We start from the raw sequence: 24,335 nt of genomic DNA, 5'->3' as shown, positions 1-24,335 counted from the left end.
CCGCCGGGCTCCACGCTAGGACCCCGACGGCGAGCGGGTCAGCGCCAGCGGACGGAACCTCGCGCGGGGGTGCTCACCCGGTCGGGGGAGACGTTTCATCCCGCAGGGGGAGTCGGGAACACGCCGTTCGCGGGCGGCGTTCTCTACGATGAGTGAGCACGACCCATCACCCCATCGATTCTGGAGAGCTCGCGTGAGCAACCCGTACTTCACCAACGACCCCTACTTCGGGGAGAGCGAGCAGGCGAAGAAGCAGCGCCAGCAGCTCGGCGTCCCGAACGTGGCGCCGGCCCCCGGGCAGCAGGCGTACGGCCAGCCCGGTCAGTACGGCAGCTACTCGCCGACCTCGACCCTCCCGCCCGTCCCGGTGGCGGCCGACCAGCTCGAGCAGCAGTACCGGATGCCCGCCGCCGGCGCCGCCGAGACCGGCCGGATGACCTACGACGACGTGATCGTCAAGACCGGGCTCGTGCTCGGCACCATCGTGGCGTTCGGCGCGTTCTCCTGGTTCGCCCCGTCGCTGCTGGGCATGCCGGCGATCCAGACGCCGCTCATGATCGTCGGCCTCATCGGCGGCCTCGTGCTCGGCCTGGTCAACGCCTTCAAGCGGGAGCCGTCGGCAGGCCTGATCATGGCCTACGCGGCGTTCGAGGGCCTGTTCCTCGGCGCGATCTCCTCGGTGTTCGAGTCGCAGTGGTCCGGCATCGTGGCGCAGGCGGTCCTTGCGACCGTCGCCACGTTCGTCGCGGTGCTCCTGCTCTTCCGCAGCGGCAAGGTGCGCAACACTCCGCGCTTCCAGAAGATCGTGCTCACCGCGCTCGTCGGCTACCTCATCTTCTCCCTCGTGAACCTGGTCCTGATGTGGACCGGCGTGCTCGACGGCTGGGGCCTGCGCAGCGGCTGGCTGGGCGTGCTCATCGGCGTGGCGGCCGTGGTGCTCGCCGCGGCGACGCTCGTCATCGACTTCGACTCGATCCAGAAGGGCGTCCGTCGCGGCGCCCCGGCGCGCTACGCCTGGTCGGCGGCCTTCGGCCTCGCCGTCACCCTGGTGTGGATGTACCTGGAGTTCCTGCGCCTCCTCGCGATCCTGCGCAACTGATCGCGTCCGCCGCTCGACGCGGCGGTTCTGCTCGATGCGACGCCCGGTCCCCGGTTGGGGGCCGGGCGTCGTCGTTGCGCGGGCGAGCGTCGTGGCTCGGCGGCGCGCGCGCGGCCCGGGTCATCTGCCCGACACACGGTCGTGGCAGCATCGCGGCATGGCCACGGACACCCCGGGCGCTGCCACCGCACCGTACGGACCCCAGACTCCGGGGCTGCGGCACTCCGTGGCCGAGGACGTCTTCGGCATCCTCTCCGGTGCCTTCGTGGCATCGCTCGGGCTCGACCTGCTGCACAGCGTGAACGCCGTGACCGGAGGCACCGCCGGGCTCTCCCTCCTGCTCGGGTACGCGACCGGCGTGCCGTTCGGGCTGCTCTTCTTTCTCGTCAACGTGCCGTTCTTCGCGCTCGCGGTGCGAGTCAAGGGCTGGCAGTTCACGCTGCGCAGCGTCGCGGCGGTGGCGCTCGCGTCGGCCCTCGCGTCGGTACACCCCTTCACGCGGCTCGCCGTGCCGATCGAGCCGGTGTACGCCGTGCTCACCGGCAACCTGCTCGCCGGCATCGGCCTGCTCATCCTGTTCCGGCACCGGGCGAGCCTGGGCGGCTTCAACGTGCTCGCCCTCACCCTTCACGAACGGCTCGGCTGGAGCGCGGGCTACGTGCAGATGGCACTCGACGTCGCGGTCGTGCTGCTGGCGTTCACCGTGGTCGAGCCCTCGAGGGTCCTGCTCTCGGCCGCGGGCGCGGTCCTGCTCAGCGTCGTGCTCGTGCTCAACCACAAGCCGGGCCGCTACCTCGGAACCTGAGCGAGCGACCCGCACGGCCTAGGCTGGTACGCCGTGGCCTTCTTCGACATCCCCGCCGCCGAGCTCCCCTCCTACCGCCCGATCCTCCCGGTCCCGCGCGACTTCTCCGTGTTCTGGACCTCCGTCCTGGAGGAGACGCGTGAGCACGACCTCGACGTGCGGATCGCGCCTGTCGACACCGGCCTGAGCGCGGTCGAGGTGTTCGACGTCGACTTCGCGGGCTACGGCGGCCACCGCATCAAGGCGTGGCTCGCCCGGCCAGCACACGGTGGCGCGGGACGGGCTGGCTCACCTCGCCCGCACGCGAGCAGCGCGGGCATCCCCGGCGTCGTGGAGTACCTGGGCTACGGCGGCGGCCGCGGTCTGCCGCACGAGCGGCTCGCCTGGGCCGCGTCCGGCCGCGCGCACCTCGTGATGGACACCCGCGGCCAGGGTGCGACGTGGGGGACCGGCGGCGGCACGCCCGATCCGGTCGGGCCGTCCGGCCCCACCGTCCCGGGCCTCATGACGCGCGGCATCGAGGATCCGCGCGAGCACTACTACACGCGCGTCTACGTCGACGCGGTGCGCGCCGTCGCCGTCATGCGCGGCCTGGACGGCGTCGACCCGGCCCGGGTCGCCGTGACCGGGGTGAGCCAGGGCGGGGGACTGGCGCTCGCCGTCGGCGGCCTCGCCCCCGACCTGGTGGCGGTGATGCCCGACGTCCCGTTCCTGTGCCAGGTGACCCGCGCGATGGGGATGACCGACGCGTACCCCTACCGCGAGCTCGCCGACTACCTGCACACCCACCGCGACCCGGCCGCCGAGGCCATGGTGGCGCGCACGTGGTCCTACCTCGACGCGGCCCACCACGGCATGCGCGCGACGGCGCCCGCGCTGTTCTCGGCGGCCCTCATGGACATGACGTGCCCGCCGTCCACGGTGTACGCCGCGTTCAACCACTACGGGCACCGCGCCGGGTCGCAGATCGACGTCTACCGCTACAACGGCCACGAGGGCGGGGAGGGCTACCGCTGGCCGCGCCAACGCGCCTTCCTCGAGCAGCTCGGGGCGTGAGGCCGTCGACGGCGCGCGCGGGGGCCTCCGCTTAGGCTGAGGTGTTCGCACGACTCCACCCGAGAAGGGACCCCCATGGCTCAGTCGCTGCCCACCGTGACCGGCACGTTCGGTGAGAAGCCCGTCCTCTCCTTCCCCGAGACCCCCGCACCCGAGGACCTGCAGGTGCAGGTGCTCGAGCAGGGCAGCGGCGAGGAGGTCGAGGCCGGCCAGAGCATCGAGGTGCACTACCTCGGCCAGACCTGGGGTGGTCGGATCTTCGACAACTCCTACGACCGCGGCTCCTCCATCTCGTTCCCGATCGGCGTCGGTGCCGTGATCTCCGGCTGGGACGACTCGCTCGTCGGTCAGCAGATCGGCTCGCGCGTCCTCGTCTCGATCCCGCCGCACCTCGGCTACGGCCACCGCGGCATGCCGGCGGCCGGGATCAAGGGCACGGACACGCTGGTGTTCGTCGTCGACATCGTCGGGGCCCGCTGAGCCCGGTCTCGTCCCCAATCTCGAACCCGACCCCGACCCGACGGATGAGCGACCCGTACGTCTTCGACCCCGAGGCGCCCGACCCCGTCGCGGCGCTGCGGGAGATTGCGTTCTGGCGCGAGCGCGCGCGGGTCGACAGCCACCGCGTCATGGCCTACCGCAACGCGGCCGACGCGGTCGAGGGCCTCCCGGCGCAGGGCCGGGAGGCCCTCGGCACGTCCGCCGCGGCGTGGCAGCGACTGCCCGGGATCGGGTCCTCGACGGCGACCGCCATCACCCAGGCTCTCGCCGGGACCGTCCCGACGGCCCTCGTGAGCGCGCGCGCCTCGGCCACCGAGGTACTGGCGGTGGACGACGACGCGGGCCGGGCCTTCGCCGCCCGGCTGCGCGGCGACCTGCACTCCCACACCGAGGCCTCCGACGGCTCCACGCCGGCCGGGGAGATGGCCCGCGTGGCCCGCCGCCTGGGCCGCTCCTACCTCGCGGTCACCGACCACTCCCCGCGCCTCACGGTGGCGCGCGGCCTGAGCCCGGCGCGCCTGCGCGCGCAGCTCGACGAGATCGCCGCGCTCAACGAGGCGCTGGTGGCCGAGCACGAGGCGTCCGACGGCGAGGGCGAGCCGTTCCGCGTCCTCACCGGTATCGAGGTGGACATCCTTCCGGACGGGTCGCTGGACCAGGAGAGCGAGCTGCTCGGCCGGCTCGACGTCGTGGTCGCGTCGGTGCACAGCGAGCTGCGGATGGAGTCGGCGGCGATGACGCGGCGGCTGGTGACCGCCGTCGCGAACCCGCACGTCGACGTGCTGGGCCACTGCACGGGCCGCAAGGTCGAGGGGAAGCCGCGCCCGCCGTCGACCTTCGACGCCGAGATCGTGTTCGAGGCGTGCCGGGAGCTCGGCACCGCCGTCGAGATCAACTCCCGCCCCGAGCGGCGCGACCCGCCGCAGGAGCTGATCGCGCTCGCCGTCGAGACGGGCTGCCTGTTCTCGATCGACTCCGACTCCCACGCCCCCGGCCAGCTCTCCTGGCTGCCGCTCGCGGCGAGTCGCGCGGCCCGTGCCGGGGTGGACCCGGACGACGTGATCACGACGTGGCCGGTGGAGCGACTGCTGGAGTGGACCACGAGCCACGGCTGACACGACCTCGCCGTCGCGGACTACGCTGGACGGTTCGCCGCAGCCCCGACCCCACTCGATCCGACCCGCGAGGAGCCCAATGTCCGTCCGCCGACGCGTTCTCGTCAGCGCCGTCGCCACCCTTGGCATCGCCGGGACCGCGACGGCGACCTACCTCGCCCAGGCGCCCGGCCTCGCGGCGACCGAGGTGCAGATCGAGGACACCGCGGGGATCCTCTACGCGCCCGACCTGCTCGACGGCGTGGACGACGTGCGGTTCTACGAGCCGACGACCGTCGCGGTCTTCACGAACGCGGGCGGCACCGCGGCGCTCACGGACGACTACGCGCTCAACAACGCGGTCCTCGCCTACGCGCAGGAGGAGCGCCCGGACTGGCTCTCGGCCGACGGCCAGACGTGGGCCGACGATCTGTTCATCCTCGCCGTCGATCCCGAGGGTCGCCTCGTGGGCACGTACTTCGGGGAGAACCGCGCTGTGGCCCAGGAGGCACAGGACCAGATCCAGGAGGCGACCAAGGACGACTTCCGCGCCGGGCAGTGGACCGACGGGGCGATCGACGGGATCGACGCGGCCGCCGCGCGGATGAACGAGCCCGGCGTGCGCTGGGCCGGTGGCATGCTTCCGGCGCTCGCGTGGCTGCTCACCCTCGGCGGCTCGGCCGCCTACGTGGGCACCGGGATGCGCCGGTCCCGCCGCAGCGCGCAGGCGCGTGCAGCGGGCGACACGGCGTACGCGAACGTGGTGCGGGACCTGGACGTCACGCAGGTGCACGCGCGCGTGATCCCCGAGTCCTCGCGCTACGGCGGCGCGATGCTCGAGCGGCTCGACGAGTACACCCAGGCGTTCCGCACCCTCACGCCCCTGGCAGGCGAGGCGCAGGCGATCCCGGAGCCCGACTACGACTCACCCGCCGCGCTCGCCACCCTCACCCGGTTCCGCGCCGAGGCCGAGCGCCTGGACGCCCTCGACGACGTCATCGCGGCGACGGCGACGTTCCTCACCCGCGGCGCGACCTGGGAGAGCGTGTGGGCGCACGAGGTCGAGCCGCTGCGGCGCGATCTGGACCAGGTGCCGGACCTGCTGAGCGACACCCTGCCCGACGAGGCGCGCGACCTGCCCGAGGTGGCGGCGCTGCGCGAGCTCGCCGGGCGCCTGGACGGGGAGCTGAGCGAGCTGCGCGGCGGCCTCGAGACAGGCGTGCTGACCCCTGACGACGGCCTGGACCGGCTCCGTGCCGCGCGCGACGCGCTGTCCACCGCGCTCGACACGCTCGCCGCCGCCGTGGCGCGGGTGGTGGGGGAGAAGGAGTCCGAGGAGGAGCTCGTCACGGACGAGCTGCGCAAGGCCCGCGCACGCCGCCCGGCCGAGACGACCATCCTCGCGACCGGTGATCCCACGTGGACCTGGTTCGCGGTCGGGGCCTTCCGCAGCGGCGTGGTCTCCGGGACGCACGCCGTGGAGTCCTCGCGCGTGAGCGCGTCGGGCGCCGGTGGCTCGACGGCGGGCTACAGCAGCGGCGGCAGCTTCAGCGGGTCGGGCAGCTCGTCCCGGTTCTGAGCGCTTCTGAGCGCCGCGCTCGCGTCGCCGGTCGGGCGCGCGCTCACCAGGGCGCGGTGAGGAAGATGTCGAACAGCTCGGGGTTGTGGGCGTGCACGAGCACCATGAACACGACCGCGTCGAAGAGCAGGTGCACCGTCACCACGTAGGTGAGCGACTTCGTGAGCGCGAACGTCCAGCCCTGGATCAGCGCGAACGGGATCGTGAGCAGCGGACCCCACGAGCGGTAGCCGAGCTCCCACAGGAACGACACGAACACCACCGCCTGCAGCAGGTTGGCCAGCCAGAGCGGCACGTGCCGGCGGTAGAGCGCGAACACGATGCAGACGAAGAACAGCTCGTCCCAGATCCCCACGGCGTTGACGCCGACGAACAGCCGGCCGATCTCGTTGCCGGTCTCGATCGCCGGCCAGTTCCGGTAGGCGCCCGAGGACAGGAAGTACCACGGCAGGACGAGGTAGCCCGCGGTCACCACGACGAGGAGGTACGCCCACGCGCCGCGCGACCAGCGCCGCCCGGTGCGCAGCGGGAACACCACGGCGTCGCGCGCCACGAGGCGCCGCGACGCGAGCGTCGGCAGCAGCACCGCCAACGAGAGCACGACGGCGAAGCGCACCATCCCCGCATCGCTCAGGTCCGCCGCGAGGTCCGTCGCCGAGAGCAGCAGGAGCCCGACGGCGACGCACGCCAGCGAGCGCAGCAGCACCCGGTCCACGGCGTACGCCAGGAGCAGGCCGGCCGCCAGCACCGCGTAGCCCCACGGCGAGCGGGCGACGTAGAGCACGACCGCGCTCGCGCTGACCAGCGCCATCGCGGCGACGCCCCAGCCGGACGTCGGGCTGGCGAGCGTCGCGCGGGGCGCCGGGGTCGTCATCGGGTCAGTCTGTCGCACGGGACGTGCGGTGCCGCCGCCGGCGAGCGGTCCACGTCCGGAGGCGGGACCCGATCACGTGCGGCCACGGTCGGATCACAGCCTGAGCACGACGCCACGTCGCATCCGATTGCCGGGGCCCGTCAGTGTGAACTGCATCACATCTCCGCAACGTCGCTTGCGGCAAGTTGCACCGGTTTCGGGGCTCCTGCGGGGCACGACGCCCCGATCCGGTCCGGCCGCCGCCGACGTCGAGCGCCACCAACCGTGTCCCGCGAGGCCACGTACCCGTTAGCGTTGGCGCGTGTCCGAGATCACCGCAGGAGACTCCGTGCCGAACACCGCACCGACGAACGAGACCCAGGGCTCGCCGTCGTCCCCCGCAGCGCAGGCTGCCACGACCGCGCCCGCGGCCCACCGCCTGAAGGCGACCCACCCGCTGGCGCTGTCCCCGGTGGGATCGCCGGCGAGCTCGGTCGACGGGTTCGTGCGCGAGTTCCTGCGCGAGCTGAACTTCGGTCAGGGTGTGGCGCTGACGGGGTCCGAGGTCAACGACCAGTACCTCGCGCTGGCCCGCACGGTGCGGCACTACCTCATGGCGCGCTGGCTCGAGACGCTGCGGCGCCAGGCCGACACGCAGTCCAAGGGTGTGGCGTACCTGTCCGCGGAGTACCTGCTCGGGCGGCAGCTCAACAACGCACTGCTCGCGACCGGTCTGACGGACATCGTGAAGCAGGGCCTCGCGCAGTGCGGCATCGACCTCGCGGACCTGCGGGCCCAGGAGGTGGAGCCCGGGCTGGGCAACGGCGGCCTCGGCCGGCTCGCCGCGTGCTTCATCGACTCGCTCGCGACGATGAGCGTGCCCTGCATCGGGTACGGCATCCGGTACGAGTACGGCATCTTCCGGCAGACCTTCGTCGACGGGCGCCAGGTCGAGCAGCCCGACTCCTGGCTCGCGCTCGGCGCACCGTGGGAGTTCCCGCACCCGGAGGCGGCGCAGACGGTCCACTTCGGCGGTCGCACCGAGACCTACGACGACGAGGGCGTCGAGCGCTCGCGCTGGATTCCGGCGTGGAACGTGCAGGCCGTGCCCTACAACTACATGGTCCCGGGCTACCAGAACGGCCGCGTCAACACGCTCCGGCTGTGGCGCGCGGTGGCGACCGACGCGTTCGACCTGCGCATCTTCAACTCGGGTGACTACGAGGAGGCCGTGCGCGCGCAGACCTTCGCGGAGAACATCTCCAAGGTGCTCTACCCCGAGGACTCCACGCCGCAGGGCAAGGAGCTGCGGCTGCAGCAGCAGTACTTCTTCGTCGCCGCGTCGATCGCGAACTTCCTCGACGACGTGCTGCCCGAGGGTTTCGACCTCGCCAGGCTGCCGGAGCGGATCATCTTCCAGCTTAACGACACCCACCCGGTGATCGCGGTGCCGGAGCTCATGCGCGTGCTCGTCGACGAGCGCAAGATGGACTGGGACGACGCCTGGGCCATCACCCAGAAGTGCTTCGCGTACACCTGCCACACCCTGCTGCCGGAGGCGCTCGAGGTCTGGCCGGTCGCGCTGCTCGGCAAGCTGCTGCCGCGGCACCTGGAGATCATCTACCGGATCAACGACGAGTTCCTCGAGGCCGTGCGCGAGCGGTTCGGCGACGACGAGCTGCGGATCCGGCGGATGTCGATCATCGCCGAGCACCCCGAGCGGTCGGTCCGGATGGCCTACCTGGCCACCGTCGCCGGCGCGAAGGTCAACGGCGTCGCCGAGCTGCACTCCCAGCTGCTGCGGGACAAGGTGCTCCCGGACTTCGACGAGTTCTACCCGGGCAAGTTCACGAACGTCACCAACGGCATCACGCCGCGGCGGTTCGTGCGCCTGGCGAACCCGGCACTGTCGGAGCTCATCACGGACGCGGTCGGGGTCGGCTGGATCACCGACCTCGAGCGGCTGCGCGAGCTCGAGCCGTTCGCCGAGGACGAGGACTTCCGCCTGCGCTTCCGTGAGGTCAAGGCGCACAACAAGCGTCGCCTCAACGGCGTGCTGCAGCAGCGCGACGGCCTCTCGGTCGGGGACGACCACATGCTCGACGTGATGGTCAAGCGCCTGCACGAGTACAAGCGCCAGCTCCTCAAGGTGCTGCACATCGTCACGCTCTACGACCGGATCTCCACAGGCGAGCTGGACCCCGCCGACGTCACGCCCCGGACCTTCGTGTTCGGCGCCAAGGCGGCGCCGGGCTACAAGATGGCGAAGGAGATCATCCACCTCATCAACGCCGTCGGCACCGTGGTGAACGCGGACCCGAAGGTGCAGGACCGGATCAACGTCCTGTTCCCGCCGAACTACAACGTCACGCTCGCCGAGAAGCTCATCCCGGCCGCCGACCTGTCCGAGCAGATCTCGCTCGCCGGCAAGGAGGCCTCGGGTACGGGCAACATGAAGTTCGCGCTCAACGGCGCCCTCACGATCGGGACGGACGACGGCGCGAACGTCGAGATCCGCCAGCTGGTCGGCGACGAGCACTTCTTCCTGTTCGGGATGCTCGAGCCCGAGGTCGAGGCGCTCGCGGCGAAGGGATACGTGCCGAGCTCGTTCTACGAGGCGGACCCGAACCTGCGCCGCGCGATCGACCTCATCTCCTCCGGCGCGTTCTCCGGCGGCGACAAGACGACGTTCGAGCCGGTGGTGGCGAACCTGCTGTACGAGGACCGCTTCATGGTGCTGGCCGACTACGCCTCCTACCTCGAGGCGCAGGAGAAGGTCGACGCCGCCTACGCCGACCAGGAGGCGTGGACCCGCTCGGCGATCCTCAACGTCGCCCGGTCCGGGTACTTCTCCTCCGACCGGTCGATGCGCGACTACATCGACCGCATCTGGCACACGCCGCCGACGTTCTGACGGCGGTCCTCGCCGGGTGGGCGACGCGCACGTCGGGTGCCACGGGCACGACGGCGAGGGGGCGCCTCCTGCGGGAGGCGCCCCCTCGCCGTCGTCGGCTCGGGTGACCGGCGCGTGGCGCGGGCCACCGCCGCCTGCCCGGCGGCCCGGTCGGTTTGACTGGTGGCCCGGTCGCATTGACTGGCCAGATCCTCGAGCGGCTCTGGCCCCTGGCGTCGCCGCAGGTCAGCGGGATGACCGAAGTGCCCGTGCGGGTGCCGGGTGATCCAGCCAGTCAATGTGACACGGCGACCAGTCAAAGCGGCGGGGGGACCCGAGCGTACGCTCGGGTGTCCGGCTCCCGCGGCCGCGCGCGCCGGACTCACGCCCGCCCGGGCCGCGCCGCAGCGTGGCACGCCCGAGCAGCGCTTCTAGAAGGTGACGCCCGTCGCGTGCAGCGGGCAGTAGCCCGTCGGGTTCCACACGAGGTACTGCTGGTGGTACGGCTCGGCGTACCAGAACGGGCCGGCCTCGTCCGCGGGCCGCGCGTCGGTCGTGATCGCGCCGTACCCGGCCGCCGTGAGGCGCTCCTGGTAGACCTCCCGCGTCGCGGCGGTCTTCTCGGCCTGCTCGGGCGTGGTCCAGAAGATCGCGGACCGGTACTGCGTGCCGCGGTCGTTGCCCTGTCGGTACACCTGGGTGGGGTCGTGCTGGGTCCAGAACGTCTCCAGCAGCGTGTCGAGCGAGACGCGCGCGGGGTCGTAGGCGATCAGCACCGTCTCGGTGTGACCGGTGCGGCCCGTGCACGTCTCCTCGTAGGTCGGGTTCGGCGTGAAGCCGCCCATGTACCCGACGGCGGTCGTCACCACCCCGGGGATCTGCCAGAAGTGCTTCTCCTCGCCCCAGAAACACCCCATCGCGACGTACAGCACCTGCGTGCCCTCCGGCCAGGGGCCGTGGATGGGGGTTCCGAGCACCCGGTGGGTCCCCTCGGTGTCGAACGCGGGCGTCTCCCGGCCGGGCAGTGCCTCGTCGACGGTGACCATGACGGGGGCCTTCGCAAAGAACATGGCGCTCTCCTCTCCTCAGAGGGTCAACCGTGCCGGGCGCCGGAGTGTTCCCCGTGGCAGGCTGGCGGGGTGCGTGAGCAGCCCTTCGATCTCGCCCCCGACCGCGCCCTGGAACCCTCCGACCACGCGGTCGACCACGCGGTCGACCACACGATCGACCACGGGACCGGCCACGCCGTCGGTGAGCACGCCGGACACGGTGCCGGCACCCCGGCCGCCGCCTCGCAGGCAGCCCCGCCCACGGTCTCGCTCGAGGACGTGCTTGCCGCCCGGGCCGTGCTGGGGGACGCGCTGCACCGCACGCCGATCGAGACCTCGGAGGCCTACTCCGCCCTGTTCGGCGCGGACGTGCGACTCAAGTGCGAGCACCTGCAGCGCACCGGCTCGTTCAAGGTCCGCGGCGCGATGAACCGGATGGCGCAGCTGTCCGACGGCGAGCGGCGCCGCGGCGTCGTCGCCGCCAGCGCGGGCAACCACGCGCAAGGCGTGGCCTGGGCGGCGCGGCGACTGGGCGTGGACGCCGAGGTGCACATGCCTGCCGACGCGGCGCTGCCGAAGGTCGAGGCGACGCAGTCCTACGGAGCGCGCGTCGTCCTGGACGGCGACACGGTCGAGGACGCGGTGGCGCGGGCGCGACTCGTGGCGCTGGAGGAGGGCCGCACGTTCGTGCACCCCTTCGACCACCCCGCCGTGGTGGCCGGTCAGGGCACGGTCGGACTGGAGATCCTCGAGCAGGTGCCCGACGTCGGCACGATCGTCGTGCCGACGGGCGGCGGTGGGCTGCTGGCCGGGATCGCCGCCGCGGTGCCCGCCGACGTGCGGGTCATCGGGGTCCAGGCCGCGCGCGCCGCGGCCTACCCGGCGTCGCTGGCCGCCGGCCGCCCCGTCAGCGTGCCGCCGCAGCGGACGATGGCCGACGGCATCGCGGTGGGCCTGCCGGGAGACGTGCCGTTCGCCGTCGTGGCCGGTCGCGGGGTGCCGGTGGTGACGGTCTCGGAGGACGAGCTTTCCCGCGCCGTGCTCTCGCTCGCCGAGCGGGCCAAGCAGGTGGTGGAGCCCGCCGGCGCGGCCGGGATCGCGGCGCTCGTGCCCGCCTACCGGGCGGGCGGGAACGCGGCGGCCGCCGACCTCGTGGACCGCGAGCGGCCTGTCGTCGTCGTGCTGTCGGGCGGCAACGTCGACCCGGTGCTACTGCGCAAGCTGTTCCGGTACGGCATGGCGGCCGCGGGCCGCTACCTGCACCTGCGCGCGACGATCCCGGACCGCCCCGGCGCTCTCGCCGGCCTGCTCGGCGTGGTCGGTGCCTGCCGGGGCGACGTGGTCACGGTCTCGCACGTGCGGACCGGCGTCGGCATCTCGATCGAGGACACCACGGTCGACCTCGAGATCGCGACGAAGGGCTGGGACCACTCGGCCACGATCGTGGCGGCGATGCGCCGGGAGGGGTACCCGACGGTCGAGCGGTGAGGCTCGCCGTCGGGCACCGCTCGCCCCCTGCGATCGGCGCCCACCGCGCGCGGCGAACGCCGCGACCGAGGCACGCAGCACGAAGGGCCCACCGCGTCGAGGCGGTGAGCCCTTCGAGTGCGCGTCGCGCTGAGCGGCACGGCAGGACCGAGGTCGGTCGGTCAGCCTGGCCGGTCCGCCGGGTCAGCCGGCGAACGGCTTGGCGTCGATGATCTTGACGGAGATCTCCACGCCCTTCGGCGTCGTGTACGACGTCGTCTCGCCGACCTTCTTGCCGTCGATCGCCGCACCGAGCGCGGACGACGGCGAGAAGACGTCGAGGTCGGTGTCGCCGGAGACCTCGCGCGAGCCGAAGAGGAAGCGCAGCTCGTCGCCGCCGACCTCCGCGGTGACGACCATGCCGGCCTCCACCACGCCGTCGTCCGGGGGAGCCTCGCCGACCTCCGCGGTCCGGAGGATCTCCTCGAGCTGGCGGATGCGGCCCTCGGCCTTGCCCTGCTCCTCGCGGGCGGCGTGGTAACCGCCGTTCTCCTTGAGGTCGCCCTCGGACCGGGCCTGCTCGATGCGGGCCGTGATCTCGGCGCGGCCCGGACCCTTGAGGTGCTCGAGCTCGGCCTTCAGCCGGTCGTAGGCGTCCTGGGTCAGCCAGGTGGTAGCGGCCACGTCTGTCTCCTTCGCGTGCGATGGGGGAGGGCAGTCCGGCGACGGCGCCTCGCACCCTACGTGCCGACGCCACGTCCCGCCGGGACGTGGCGTCGAGTGCCGCATGAGCGGCGAAACGACCATGATACCGCCGATGCCGCGCGATCGTGGCGCGTACCGCCGTCGAATCCGGGCGCGCGGGTGTTCCGCGGAGTCAGGAGTCGGCGGCGACGCAGCTGTTCTCGATCGCCCGGCCCTGCTCCGCGCGGGTGAACGTGGTGATCTCGACGGGGACGGTCACGTGGCCGTCCGTGCCCGCGGGGATCTCGACGTCGCGCGCGCCGACCTGCGCGAGTGTGCCGTCGAGGGCCTCGACCGAGCAGCGGACGGCGATACTCGGATCCGAGCGGACCACGGTGAGGTCCACCTCGACGACCGAGTCCGAGACGATGCGCGAGGTGCCGACCGTCGCCGTGGCGACCGGCGCGGTCTGCCGGACGAGGAGCCACACCACCACGGCGGTGACGAGGAGCGCGACGACGACGCTGCCGATCACCGCGAGCCGGTTCGAGCGCCCGGCGCCGCCGCCCGCGCCCCGGCGCGACTGCCCGTACCGGCGTACGAGCAGGTCGGGGGAGGGCTGGCTCACCCGTCCAGTGTGGGGTGCGAGGATGGGAACGTCCAACTTCCGCGGGGCCCGTCCGGGCCCGCGAACCACCCTGGAGGCTACGTGAGCGAGCTGCGCCTCATGGCCGTGCACGCGCATCCCGACGACGAGTCCAGCAAGGGCGCCGCGACCATGGCGAAGTACGCCGCGGAGGGCGTGGACGTCCTGGTCGTCACGTGCACCGGAGGTGAGCGGGGCGACGTGCTCAACCCCCGCCTCGCGCACGACCCCGAGGTCCTGTCCGACCTGCCCGGGCTGCGCCGGCGCGAGATGGCCGCCGCCGCGCAGGCGCTCGGCGTGCGGCAGGAGTGGCTCGGCTTCGTGGACTCCGGACTGCCTGAGGGTGACCCGCTGCCCCCACTGCCGGACGGCTGCTTCGCCCTCGCGCCGCTGACCGAGACGGTGCCGGCGCTCGTGGCCCGCATCCGCGACTTCCGCCCGCAGGTGCTGCTCACCTACGACGAGAGCGGCGGCTACCCGCACCCGGACCACATCATGACTCACGTCGTCTCGATGGCCGCGGTCGAGGCGGCCGCCGACCCCACCCAGCACCCCGAGCTCGGGGAGCCGTGGCAGGTCGCGAAGGTCTACTACCACGCGGCGTTCCGCCGCCAGCGGATGGTCGCGGTGCACGAGGCGCTGGTCGCGGACGGCGCGGAGTCGCCGTTCGGGTCGTGGCTCGCGGAGTGGGACGGCGAGGGCGGGCGCACCCCGACCACCCGCATCGACGTGGCCGAGTACTTCCCCGCCCGCGACGCCGCGCTGCTTGCGCACGCCACGCAGATCGACCCGGACGGCTTCTTCTTCGCCGTCCCGCGCGACCTCGAGGCACGCGTGTGGCCCTGGGACGAGTTCGAGCTCGTCGCGAGCACCCTCGGCTCGGGCGCGGACGGCGCGGCGGGTGCGTCCTCCGGCGCAGCGGCCGACGACGGCGAGCTCGAGACCGACCTGTTCGCGGGGCTGCGCTGATGGCCGGGGCAGGCGTGCTCGCCGTCGGCCTCGTGCTCGCGGACACCGCGCCCGACCCGGACGAGGTCACGCCCGGCCTGCTCGGGTTCGTCGTGACGTTCGCGCTGGCGCTCGCGCTGCTCGTGCTCATCCGCTCCTTCATCAAGCACCTGCGCCGCGCGCAGAACGCCGAGCAGCGCCTCGCCGACGAGCAGCTCCTCGCGGAGCGCGCCGCGTCGGGCGGGCGGTCCGAGGGTGGCCCGGCGCAGGCCGGCTCGGGTGCCGGCGCTGGGATCGTCACCGGCGCGGACGGCTCGGGTGACGTGGTCCGCGTCGCCGACGCGGCCGACGCGCCCGTGGCCGATGCGCCCGTGGCCGACGCGCCCGCGAGCACGAAGGAGCGGCGGGAGGAGCCGTGAGGGTGCGCCTCGCCGTCGTGCAGCTGTCGGCCGACCACGGCGCCGAGCCGGCGGGTCGGGCGGCCGCGCGAGCCGAGGCGGTACGCGCCGTGCGGGAGGCGGCCGCGGAGGGCGCCCGGCTCGTCGTGCTGCCCGAGTACGCGTCGGGCTGGGAGGCGCGGCTCGTGCCCGCCCTCGCCGAGCCGGACGACGGCCCGTTCCTCGCCGCCCTGCGCGAGGTCGCCACGGCGTGCGGCGTCACCGTGGTCGCGGGGGTCGTGCTCCCGACGGCGCAGGAGGGTCGTGCGCTCAACGTCACCGTCGTCGTGGGTCCGGACGGCGCCGAGCTCGGGCGCTACGCCAAGGTGCACCGCTACGACGCGTTCGGGGCGCGTGAGTCGGACCTGCTCGACGCGGGCGACCCGGCCCGCCCGCTCGTGCTCGACGTGCCGTGCCGCGACGCCTCGCTCCGGCTCGGCGTGGTGACGTGCTACGACCTGCGGTTCCCCGAGTCCGTCCGCGCGCTGCTCGACCTCGCGGACGGTGCCGCCACGCCGGCACGGGCCGGGCAGGCGGCGGCGGCAATCGAGCCGCCACGGCCGCCCGACGTCGTGGCCGTGGGCGCCGCGTGGGCGAGCGGGCCCGGCAAGGTCGAGCAGCTCTCCGTGCTGACGCGGGCCCGGGCCATCGAGACGACGGCCTACCTGGCGCTCGCGAGCCAGGGCGGGCACGGGCGCGTCGGCGCCAGCGCCGTGGTGGACCCGACCGGGGCGGTGCTTGTCTCCGCGGTCGGCGAGGACGACGGCGCCCCGTCCGACACGCACGTGCTCACGGCGGACGTCGACCTCGCGCAGCTGCGGGCCGTGCGCGAGCGGGTCCCCGTGCTGGCACACCGGCGCTACCGCGTGGTGCCCGCCGAGCGCGCGACCGACTGACCGCGGGGGACGATTGACCCGCGCGACCGACTGACCCGCGCGACCGACTGACCCCACGGGATCGGCCGTCACGCGGGCGACGGACCGGCGCGCACGACTCACCCGCGCCGCGCCGGGTGGCGCCGACGCCGGGAGGTCAGCTCGCCGTCGTGCCCTGGTCCTTCGTCTCCTCGAGCGCGGCGCGGGCTGCGTCGACATCGAAGTCGGCGACGGGCCAGCCGAGGTCGAGGTCGCGCAGCGCCTGCGTGAGCAGCTCGGTGACGACGAGCCGGCTGAACCACTTGTTGTCGGCGGGCACGACGTGCCAGGGCGCACCCTCGGTGGAGGTCCGGTCGAACACGCGCTGGTACGCCTGCGTGTACTGCGGCCACTTGGCGCGCGTCGCGAGGTCGCCGACCGAGAACTTCCAGTGCTTGTCGGGGCGCTCGAGCCGCTCGTGCAGGCGGTCGTACTGCTCCTGGGGCGAGATCACGAGCGCGACCTTCACGATCGTGGTGCCGCTGCCCGCCAGCTCGGCCTCGAAGTCGTTGATCTCGCCGTAGCGGGCGTCGAGCTCCTCCGGCGGCGCGAGCTCGTCGACCACCGCCACGAGGACGTCCTCGTAGTGCGAGCGGTCGAACAGGCCGATGCGCCCGGTGGGCGGAAGCGCATTGCGGATGCGCCAGAGGAAGTGGTGCTCACGCTCCTGGAGGGTCGGCACGCCGAACGAGCGCAGTGCGACGCCCTGCGGATCGACCATGCCGAGCACGTGGCGCGCGATACCGCCCTTGCCCGAGGTGTCCAGGCCCTGCAGCACCAGCAGGACCGATCGAGTCCCGCCGGAGCGGCCCTCGGCGTACAGCCGCTCCTGGAGCTCGGACAGCTCCTCGCCGAGCGCTGCCATCCGCCGCTCGGCGTCCTTCTCCGAGCCGTCCCAGCCCGGGGTGGCGCCGGCGTCGAACGTCGCGAGGTCGAACCCGTTGCCCGGGCGCAGGAGCGGGCCGACCGGCTCGGACCAGTCCTTCGCGCCCTCCTGGGTGACCTCGACCGGGTCCGCGGTGTACACGTCGGGCTCGTCGGCGTCCGTGGGTTCGGGCTTGGCGGGCTTGACGGGCTTGGTGGCCTTGGTGGCCGTGCTCGTGTCCGGCGCAGGCTTGTCGGGCCCGGGCCGCCTGCCCTTCGGGGGTTTGGCCTCCTCGGCCTTGTCGGGCTCGGTCTTCGACTTGCCGGCCTTGCCGTTCTTCGCCTTCTCGGGCTTGCCCTTCGACTTGCCGGCCTTGCCGTTCTTCGCCTCCTCGGGCTTGCCGTTCTTGCCGGTCTTGCCCTTGGCCTTGGCGGCCTTCTTCGATGCGGTGCTCTGCGCCACTGCTGTCTCCGTCGCTCGGTGAGGCGAGCGTAGGCGACCCGAGCGCTCGGCGCTGCGGTCGCCGTCGGGCGCTGGTCCGCCGTGACGGGAGAGCGACTGGGCGTGACGGGAGAGCGACTGGGCGTGCCTCCGCGTCGGTCGTCCGCGCGTCGCTGCAGGTCAAAGCCAGGCGTTCGGGCGGTGTCGCGAGGCGAGTCGCTGCGGCGTGAGGGTGAGTCGCTCTCGCGTCACACCGTGTCACGGCCCGACCGCGTGTCACGACCCGACCCCGTCGCACCCGGCCAGTGTGGAGCAGCGCGACCCGGGTGTGCGGGGACGGCTCAGCGCAGCGCGAGCACCGTGATGAAGATCGCGATCGCGTGGCACGTGTACCCGAGCAGCGTGCCGACGTGGAAGATCTCGTGGAAGCCGAACCACCGCGGGCTCGGGTTGGGGCGCTTGAGCGCGTACACCACCGCGCCGAGGGTGTAGGCGAGCCCCCCGCCGATGACCAGCCACATCACGGCTGGGCCGCCCGAGCGGTAGAAGGACGGCAGGAACGCCACCGCGACCCAGCCGAGCGCCAGGTAGATCGGGACGTAGAGCCAGCGCGGGGCGGAGAGCCAGAACACGCGCAGGGCGATGCCGACGAGCGCTCCTGCCCAGACCACGAGGAGGAGGGTTCTCGCGGTCGGCGTCGGCAGCAGGAGCACCGCGAGGGGCGTGTAGGTGCCGGCGATGACGAGGAAGATGTTCGAGTGGTCGATCCGGCGCAGGATCGCCAGGGTGCGCGGGGACCACGTGCCGCGGTGGTAGACGGCGCTCGCGCCGAACAGGATCGTCGTCGCGAGCCCGAAGACGAGCGTGCTCCAGCGCGCCGCGGGCGTGGGCGAGATCACCAGGAGCGTGACGCCGACGGCGATCGCGAACGGCGTCATCCCGGCGTGGATCCAGCCGCGCAGGCGCGGCTTGACCGCGGCCGCGAGCTGCTCGACGGCGGACTCGACGGTCGGGCGCTGCGGTCGCTGCGGGCGCCGCTCGTCCTGCTCGTGCTGGGGGTCGCTCACGCGCGTCATCCCACCTCCTGGCTCGTCGCCGTCGCGCGGCCGAGGGCGGTTCGCCGTCAGCGCCCGCGGCCCGGTGGCCGTCATGCGTCCGGTGCGGCCACGGCGCACGGGCGGCGCGTGGTTACGTCACCGTAGGTTACCGCACCGTAGGTTCGTGACGGCAGGACCGTCCGCCCCTGACGTGGTCGACCCGTGACGAGATGGTGAGCATGCGGAGCGACCGCGTGCGGCACGGGCGCGGACCGCGCGGCGCGGCCTCGAGCAGCGGGGTAGTTTGTCGCGGTACGGCGAGGCAGGACTCGGCCAGGACGACGCGCGGGCACGCGCGACGAACGAGCGCGGATGGACGGCGCGGACGAGCCGCACAGGGCGACAGGAGAGGGTCGGGTGGCCGAGAGCATCGTGGACCGGGCGCTGTACGGCCTGTACGAGCGCCGCCTGCAGCGCGCGCTGCGTACGGCCGAGGTCCCGCACCACATCGGCATCATGATGGACGGCAACCGCCGCTGGGCCCGGCAGGTCGCCGCGCCGCCCGCGCACGGCCACCGGGCCGGCGCCGAGAAGATCGTCGACGTGCTCGGCTGGGCGGACCAGATCGGGGTCGGGGTCGTCACGCTCTGGATGCTCTCGACCGACAACCTGCGCCGCGACCCGCAGGAGCTGAGCGACCTGGTGACGATCATCGAGGACGCGGTCGCCGGCCTCGCGACGTCGCGACGCTGGCGCATCCACGCACTCGGCGCGCTCGAGCTTCTCCCGGAGAGCACGGCCGAGCAGCTGCGCGCGGCGGAGGCACTCACGGCGGACGTCGAGGGGATGACGGTCAACGTCGCCGTCGGGTACGGCGGGCGGCAGGAGATCGCGGACGCGGTGCGCTCGCTCCTGAGCGAGCACGGCGCGCGCGGGGAATCGGTCGAGCAGGTCGCGCAGAGCCTCACGGTGGAGGAGATCGCCGCGCACCTCTACACCAAGGGGCAGCCCGATCCGGACCTCGTGATCCGCACGTCCGGCGAGCAGCGGATCGGCGGCTTCCTGCTCTGGCAGAGCGTGCACACCGAGTTCTACTTCTGCGAGGCCTACTGGCCGGACTTCCGGCGGGTGGACTTTCTGCGCGCCGTGCGGTCCTACACGACGCGCGAGCGCCGCCTCGGGCGGTGAGGCGCGCCGCGCCGTCGCCTCCCCACGCCCACCCCACCGCCGCGCACGAATGTGAACACTGCGTGACATCTCGTGCAGGCGCGTGTCGGAGCCGAGCCCGGATCCGTAGCGTGCCTAGCGTGCGAGACGTGACCGGTACCTACGCCGGTCGCCGGGAGGCCACCTTGAAGCAGCTCCGCTGCGACGGCAGGGGCCGCCGGCCCCAGCGGCCGACCGCCCCCACCTCGCCAGGTCCCCTCCGGCCCCGCGCCGGACGGGACTGATCCACCAGGCGCGTCCGCGCGCCGGAGGGAGCCCCCGTGAGCGAAGGCACCACCATCGACCCGACGACGGGGGAGGAGGTGCCGCGCATCACGTACGTGCTCGACACCTCGGTCCTCCTCTCGGACCCCCGCGCGATGTTCCGCTTCGCGGAGCACGACGTGGTCCTGCCCGTCGTTGTGGTCACCGAGCTGGAGGGGAAGCGTCACCACCCCGAGCTCGGCTACTTCGCCCGGAGCGCGCTGCGCGCCCTGGACGACCTGCGCGTCACGCACGGCCGGCTGGACCGGCCCGTCCCGGTGGGTGATGCCGGCGGGACGCTGCGGGTCGAGCTCAACCACTCCGACCCCACGGTGCTGCCCTCGGGGATGCGCCTGGGCGACAACGACACGCGCATCCTGTCGGTCGCGGCGAACCTCTCGTCCGAGGGGCACCGCGTCGTCGTGGTGAGCAAGGACCTCCCGATGCGCGTCAAGGCGTCCTCGGTCGGCATCCAGGCGCAGGAGTACCGCGCGATGCAACCGGTGGAGGTTGGCTGGTCCGGCATGGTCCAGGCCGACGTCGACGAGGCCGAGCTGGCGGCGCTGTGGGGCGGCGAGCGCCTCGCCGTCGCCGAGATGCGCGACCCGAGCCCACTGCGCGACCTGCCGGTGCACACCGGCCTCGTGCTGCACTCCACGCGGGGCAGCGCGCTGGGCCGGATCACGCCGGACAAGCAGGTGCAGCTGGTCCGCGGCGACCGGGACGTCTTCGGCGTGCACGGCCGCAGTGCCGAGCAGCGCATCGCGATCGACCTGCTCCTTGACCCGAGCATCGGGATCGTGTCGCTGGGGGGTCGAGCCGGAACGGGGAAGTCCGCGCTCGCCCTCTGCGCCGGCCTCGAGGCCGTGCTCGAGCGCCGCGAGCAGCGCAAGGTCATGGTGTTCCGGCCGCTCTACGCGGTCGGCGGCCAGGACCTGGGCTACCTACCCGGCAGCGAGGCCGACAAGATGAACCCCTGGGCGCAGGCGGTCTTCGACACGCTCGGTGCGATGGTCTCCAGCGAGGTCGTCGAGGAGGTGATGGACCGCGGGATGCTCGAGGTCCTGCCGCTCACCCACATCCGCGGGCGCTCGCTGCACGACGCGTTCGTGATCGTGGACGAGGCGCAGTCCCTCGAGCGCAACGTGCTCCTGACGATGCTCTCGCGCATCGGGCAGAGCTCGCGCGTGGTGCTCACCCACGACGTCGCGCAGCGCGACAACCTGCGGGTGGGCCGGCACGACGGCGTCGCCGCCGTCATCGAGGCGCTCAAGGGCCACCCGCTGTTCGCCCACGTCACCCTCACGCGGTCCGAGCGCTCGCCCGTCGCGGCGCTCGTCACCGAGCTTCTGGAGGGGATCGACCTGTAGCGGTCGACCAGCCCGGTCGCTCGCCTCGGCCGGGACCGCGCGACGGCGAGCCCACCTCGAGGAGGTGGGCTCGCCGTCGTGCGTGGCTCGCCCACGCAGGGCGAGCCTCCGGGCTCAGCGCCAGACGATCGGGTTGCTCACGTACTGGTTGCCCTCCGTGGCGATGAACGCGCCGTAGTCCTCGCCGTCGTACTTGGCGCCGACGATCGGCAGGTCCTTGGTGAGGCCGACGAAGCAGCTCACGAGCGTGCGGGTGGTCTCGTCGTAGGGCGGGAGCTGGAGGCCGCACTCGTCGCCGGCGGAGGAGAACGCGGTGGTGAACATCCCGCTCACGAGGTACTCCGCGTTGGAGCCGTCCTCCTTGATCGGGAAGAGCGCCGGCGCCTCGAGGTCGTACCCCTCGGGCGCGTCGGCGAGGAACTGCGCCTGGAACACGACCGCGTACGGCGTGTAGCCGGCGAACTCCTCGGCGTTGGAGTAGCTGTCGAACATGCTCGGGTCGAGCGCCCGCACCTCGAGCACGGTGAGGCCCACGCCGACCGTGGTCTCGGTGTCGTACGTGACGGTGTGGTTGACCCACGCGGGCTGGCCGAACGTGAGCGGGGTGCCCGGTGCGGTGGTGTCGCCGGGGGCGCCGAGGTCGGCGACCTGGACGTCGTAGGCGGTGGACAGGACGGTCGGTGCCTCGGTGGGCTCCTCGCTCGGCTCCTCGCTGGCCTCCGCGTCGACGTTCTCGGCGGTCTCCTCGGGGGCGGCCTCCTCGGAGGTCGCAGGGGTGTCGACGGGGGTGTCGTCAGATCCGCCGCACGCGGTGAGCGCGGCGGTCGCGAGGACGAGGGCAGCGGCGGCGGTCAGTCGGCTGGTCGTCGTGCGCATGGGGGTGTGCTCCTTGGTCAGGGGGAGGCGAACCGAGAAACATACCCACGCTGTCAAGGGGCTGAGGTCCCGGCTGCGATCCGGGACGTCGCCGATCAGCGCAGCGGGTCCAGCGGCCGGAGCACGTCCGGCACCACGCCGGTCGTGATCGCCTCGGCCACCAGCTCGCCCGTCAGCGGTCCGAGCGTCACGCCCCACATGCCGTGCCCGCCGGCCACGTGCACGCGCGGGGACCGGCTCGGCCCGATCAGCGGGAGGCCGTCCACGGTGCACGGGCGCGAGCCGACCCACTCCTCGCGCCGGTCGGTGAAGTCCGCGCCGGTGAGCATCGGTTCGGCAGCCGCGACGATCGCGCGGATGCGGCGCGCGTCCAGGGGCTCGCCGGGCCGGCGGAACTCCATCATCCCGGCGACCCGCAGGCGGCCACCGAGCGGGGTGCAGGCCACGCGCTGCGTGGGGAGGTAGAACGGACCCTCGGGCAGGTGCTCGACCGGGACCGTGAACGAGTAGCCGCGGCCGGCCTGCACCACCCGGCGCACCCCGACGGTGTGCGCGAGCTCGCCGAGCCGCGCCCCGGAGGCGAGCACGACGACGTCGGCGGTGAGGTGCTCCCCGCCGCGGTCGCCCCGCGCGGTGCGACCCCGTGGGGGCACCCCGGTGTGGTCGACGACCGTGACGCCGGCGGGTCGGCCGGGCGCGCCGCCGTCGACCGACGTGACGCGCAGGCCCTCGGTGAGGGTGACGCCCTCCCGGCGCACGAGCGCGGCGAGCGCCTCGAGGTAGCGCGGCGGGTCGATGAACCGCGTGTCGTGCAGCTGCACGCCCGCGACGACCGCGGACGAGGCCGCGGGGACGAGCGCGCGCACCTGGTCGCCGTCGAGCAGGTCGTACGCGGCGTGCTGTCCGGCCTCGTTGATGATCCCGAGCTCGTGCAGCAGCGTCTCGCGGTCCTTCTCGGCCGCGTACGCCGCGACGAAGGGGGCGTCGGAGATCGCGGGCGCCGCCACGCCGTCGTCGGCGAGCGCGTCGTAGGCCGCGAACGCGCGGGCGTTGAGCGGCACGAACGCCCGCATCGAGCGACGCCACGCGTCCCACGTGCAGTGCCGCAGGAAGCCCGCGAGGAAGCGCACGAGGTTGGCGTCCGCGCGCACCGGCACGTAGACGGGGGAGTTCGGCGAGACCAGCGCGCGGACCCCGGCGGCGAGGATCGAGGGGTCCGGGAGCGGGATCGTGAGGCTCGGGGTGAGCCAGCCCGCGTTGCCCCACGACGCGCCGGCCGCGACGTGCTCGGCCTCGACGACCTGGACCTCCAGGCCCGCCCGACGCAGGTGGTGCGCCGTGGACAGGCCGACGATGCCGGCCCCGACGACGATCGCGGTCCGCGGGCGAGGGAAGGGGCGGGTGGCCATGGGGGAAGTCTGCCCGCGCGACGCCGGTCCCGGAACGCCGAACGACGGCTGATACCGTGTCGGGTTCGCCACAACCGGGAGGATGTCGTGTCGCACGAGCAGGGCTGGCCGCCGGCCGGCGGGGCCGATCGCACCAGTGGCCCCGGCCGGTACCCGTCACCGGGCGGACCCGGGACGTACGGCGCCTCCGGGGTGCCCAGCCCGTTCGGGTCCGCCGCTGCGTACGGAGTGCCGGACCCGGTCGACGACCCCGACCCGTACGGGCGGTCCGTCGGCGGTTCCCCTGCCGGCGGGTACGGGACGCCGCCCGCGCCCGTGGACCCGGTGTACGGAACGCCGCCCGCGCCGCAGGGCCCCGCCGGGTACCCGGCGGCCGGGTACGGGCCCGCGCCGGTCGACGCGACCGACGGCGGCGCTCCGGTCTCCCCGTACGGCTCCGGCTACGGGACCGGATACGGGACGGTGACGGCGCGGCCTACCAGTCGCCGTACGGAGCCCCGCCCTCGGGCCTCGACCCGAGCCTCGACGCGCGGGGCGCCGCCGCGGTGCAGCGCATCCGCAGGCTGCGCTCGTGGTCGACGGTCTGGTTGGTGGTGGGCTGGCTGCTCGCGGCCGTCTGCCTCGTCTTCACCATCGCGGCGGTGGCAGTGCTCGTCGACGTCATGGGCGAGCGCCTGAGCGGGCCCGAGCTCGCCGGGAACTTCATCGGGCTCCTGCTGGTCGGCGCGCTGCCGTGGGCCGTTCCCGTACCGCTGCTCCGCCTCGCGCGGCGTCAGCGTCGCGAGGCCCGCACGATCGAGGAGAGCCTCATGTCGGAGTGGACCGGGCGCTGGCCGCGCTGA

General features: G+C 73.3%; 22 protein-coding genes. 14 read left to right on the top strand and 8 right to left on the bottom strand.

The window, feature by feature from the left end; genetic code table 11:
• Positions 1 to 193 precede the first annotated feature (193 nt).
• The 6 genes from AC3AQ1_RS04765 (at position 194) to AC3AQ1_RS04740 (ending at position 6,134) form a co-directional block, all read left to right on the top strand.
• Positions 194 to 1,099, top strand: coding sequence for a Bax inhibitor-1/YccA family protein (locus AC3AQ1_RS04765; RefSeq protein WP_139986690.1), 906 nt, complete (start codon positions 194 to 196; stop codon positions 1,097 to 1,099).
• A 157-nt stretch (positions 1,100 to 1,256) separates the two neighbouring features.
• Positions 1,257 to 1,904: a DUF6198 family protein gene (locus AC3AQ1_RS04760; RefSeq protein ID WP_108718033.1), complete on the top strand. Its 648-nt coding sequence runs from the start codon at positions 1,257 to 1,259 to the stop codon at positions 1,902 to 1,904.
• 33 nt (positions 1,905 to 1,937) lie between these two features.
• Positions 1,938 to 2,960: an acetylxylan esterase gene (locus AC3AQ1_RS04755; protein WP_108718032.1), complete on the top strand. Its 1,023-nt coding sequence runs from the start codon at positions 1,938 to 1,940 to the stop codon at positions 2,958 to 2,960.
• Positions 2,961 to 3,035: 75 nt separating this feature from the next.
• Positions 3,036 to 3,440, top strand: a complete 405-nt coding sequence (locus AC3AQ1_RS04750; protein ID WP_108718031.1) for an FKBP-type peptidyl-prolyl cis-trans isomerase — start codon at positions 3,036 to 3,038, stop codon at positions 3,438 to 3,440.
• A gap of 44 nt (positions 3,441 to 3,484) precedes the next feature.
• Complete coding sequence (locus AC3AQ1_RS04745) at positions 3,485 to 4,576, top strand: PHP domain-containing protein (protein WP_108718030.1); 1,092 nt, start codon at positions 3,485 to 3,487, stop codon at positions 4,574 to 4,576.
• 79 nt (positions 4,577 to 4,655) lie between these two features.
• Positions 4,656 to 6,134 (top strand): DUF5129 domain-containing protein, encoded by a 1,479-nt coding sequence (locus AC3AQ1_RS04740; RefSeq protein WP_108718029.1) that lies wholly within the window; start codon positions 4,656 to 4,658, stop codon positions 6,132 to 6,134.
• 43 nt (positions 6,135 to 6,177) lie between these two features.
• Here the strand turns inward: AC3AQ1_RS04740 and AC3AQ1_RS04735 are convergent, their stop codons facing one another.
• On the bottom strand, positions 6,178 to 7,008 hold the full coding sequence (locus tag AC3AQ1_RS04735) for a CPBP family intramembrane glutamic endopeptidase (RefSeq protein WP_234417780.1): 831 nt from the start codon (positions 7,006 to 7,008) through the stop codon (positions 6,178 to 6,180).
• A 418-nt stretch (positions 7,009 to 7,426) separates the two neighbouring features.
• Between AC3AQ1_RS04735 and AC3AQ1_RS04730 the strand changes: the two genes are divergently transcribed.
• Entirely contained in the window at positions 7,427 to 9,901 is a 2,475-nt protein-coding gene (locus tag AC3AQ1_RS04730) for a glycogen/starch/alpha-glucan phosphorylase (protein ID WP_370445347.1), read from the top strand.
• Between the two features lie 410 nt (positions 9,902 to 10,311).
• On the opposite strand, the gene msrA is transcribed toward AC3AQ1_RS04730, so the two are convergent.
• Positions 10,312 to 10,950: a peptide-methionine (S)-S-oxide reductase MsrA gene (msrA, locus tag AC3AQ1_RS04725; protein WP_108718028.1), complete on the bottom strand. Its 639-nt coding sequence runs from the start codon at positions 10,948 to 10,950 to the stop codon at positions 10,312 to 10,314.
• Positions 10,951 to 11,019: 69 nt separating this feature from the next.
• Here msrA and ilvA point away from each other — a divergent pair, with 69 nt between their 5' ends.
• The gene (gene ilvA / locus AC3AQ1_RS04720) at positions 11,020 to 12,417 is read left to right on the top strand and encodes a threonine ammonia-lyase (RefSeq protein ID WP_370445326.1); all 1,398 of its coding nucleotides are present in this window, start codon (positions 11,020 to 11,022) and stop codon (positions 12,415 to 12,417) included.
• 183 nt (positions 12,418 to 12,600) lie between these two features.
• Here the strand turns inward: ilvA and greA are convergent, their stop codons facing one another.
• Both greA and AC3AQ1_RS04710 read right to left on the bottom strand, forming a co-directional pair.
• Entirely contained in the window at positions 12,601 to 13,080 is a 480-nt protein-coding gene (gene greA, locus AC3AQ1_RS04715) for a transcription elongation factor GreA (RefSeq protein ID WP_234417778.1), read from the bottom strand.
• 193 nt (positions 13,081 to 13,273) lie between these two features.
• Positions 13,274 to 13,708, bottom strand: a complete 435-nt coding sequence (locus AC3AQ1_RS04710; RefSeq protein ID WP_159096380.1) for a DUF4307 domain-containing protein — start codon at positions 13,706 to 13,708, stop codon at positions 13,274 to 13,276.
• 99 nt (positions 13,709 to 13,807) lie between these two features.
• On the opposite strand from AC3AQ1_RS04710, the gene mca reads away from it, so the two are divergent.
• Genes mca through AC3AQ1_RS04695 form a run of 3 tightly spaced genes read left to right on the top strand, consistent with a single transcriptional unit; the run spans position 13,808 to position 16,007 of the window.
• Positions 13,808 to 14,695 carry a mycothiol conjugate amidase Mca gene (gene mca / locus AC3AQ1_RS04705; protein ID WP_108718026.1) on the top strand — a complete coding sequence of 296 codons (888 nt, stop codon included), beginning with the start codon at positions 13,808 to 13,810 and terminating at the stop codon, positions 14,693 to 14,695.
• Entirely contained in the window at positions 14,695 to 15,093 is a 399-nt protein-coding gene (locus tag AC3AQ1_RS04700) for a hypothetical protein (RefSeq protein ID WP_108718025.1), read from the top strand. Before mca ends, AC3AQ1_RS04700 begins: the two co-directional genes overlap by 1 nt.
• A 2-nt stretch (positions 15,094 to 15,095) precedes the next feature.
• Positions 15,096 to 16,007, top strand: coding sequence for a nitrilase-related carbon-nitrogen hydrolase (locus AC3AQ1_RS04695; protein ID WP_488301226.1), 912 nt, complete (start codon positions 15,096 to 15,098; stop codon positions 16,005 to 16,007).
• A 136-nt stretch (positions 16,008 to 16,143) separates the two neighbouring features.
• Here the strand turns inward: AC3AQ1_RS04695 and AC3AQ1_RS04690 are convergent, their stop codons facing one another.
• The gene (locus AC3AQ1_RS04690; RefSeq protein WP_199916528.1) at positions 16,144 to 17,352 is read right to left on the bottom strand and encodes a PPK2 family polyphosphate kinase; all 1,209 of its coding nucleotides are present in this window, start codon (positions 17,350 to 17,352) and stop codon (positions 16,144 to 16,146) included.
• Between the two features lie 320 nt (positions 17,353 to 17,672).
• The gene (gene trhA, locus AC3AQ1_RS04685; RefSeq protein ID WP_108718023.1) at positions 17,673 to 18,407 is read right to left on the bottom strand and encodes a PAQR family membrane homeostasis protein TrhA; all 735 of its coding nucleotides are present in this window, start codon (positions 18,405 to 18,407) and stop codon (positions 17,673 to 17,675) included.
• 378 nt (positions 18,408 to 18,785) lie between these two features.
• Between trhA and AC3AQ1_RS04680 the strand changes: the two genes are divergently transcribed.
• Positions 18,786 to 19,556, top strand: a complete 771-nt coding sequence (locus AC3AQ1_RS04680; RefSeq protein ID WP_234417777.1) for an isoprenyl transferase — start codon at positions 18,786 to 18,788, stop codon at positions 19,554 to 19,556.
• A 398-nt stretch (positions 19,557 to 19,954) separates the two neighbouring features.
• Positions 19,955 to 21,208 carry an RNA 5'-3' helicase PhoH2 gene (phoH2, locus tag AC3AQ1_RS04675; RefSeq protein ID WP_234417913.1) on the top strand — a complete coding sequence of 418 codons (1,254 nt, stop codon included), beginning with the start codon at positions 19,955 to 19,957 and terminating at the stop codon, positions 21,206 to 21,208.
• A 114-nt stretch (positions 21,209 to 21,322) separates the two neighbouring features.
• Here the strand turns inward: phoH2 and AC3AQ1_RS04670 are convergent, their stop codons facing one another.
• Together AC3AQ1_RS04670 and AC3AQ1_RS04665 are read right to left on the bottom strand one after the other, a co-directional pair.
• Positions 21,323 to 22,084: a hypothetical protein gene (locus AC3AQ1_RS04670; RefSeq protein WP_108718020.1), complete on the bottom strand. Its 762-nt coding sequence runs from the start codon at positions 22,082 to 22,084 to the stop codon at positions 21,323 to 21,325.
• Between the two features lie 95 nt (positions 22,085 to 22,179).
• A complete protein-coding gene (locus AC3AQ1_RS04665; protein ID WP_108718019.1) occupies positions 22,180 to 23,493 on the bottom strand; it encodes an NAD(P)/FAD-dependent oxidoreductase in 1,314 nt (437 codons plus the stop codon).
• A 545-nt stretch (positions 23,494 to 24,038) separates the two neighbouring features.
• Here AC3AQ1_RS04665 and AC3AQ1_RS04660 point away from each other — a divergent pair.
• The gene (locus tag AC3AQ1_RS04660; protein ID WP_108718018.1) at positions 24,039 to 24,335 is read left to right on the top strand and encodes a hypothetical protein; all 297 of its coding nucleotides are present in this window, start codon (positions 24,039 to 24,041) and stop codon (positions 24,333 to 24,335) included.

It is taken from the genome of Miniimonas sp. S16, from assembly GCF_057748195.1.
This window is presented reverse-complemented; position numbering and strand designations above follow the sequence as displayed.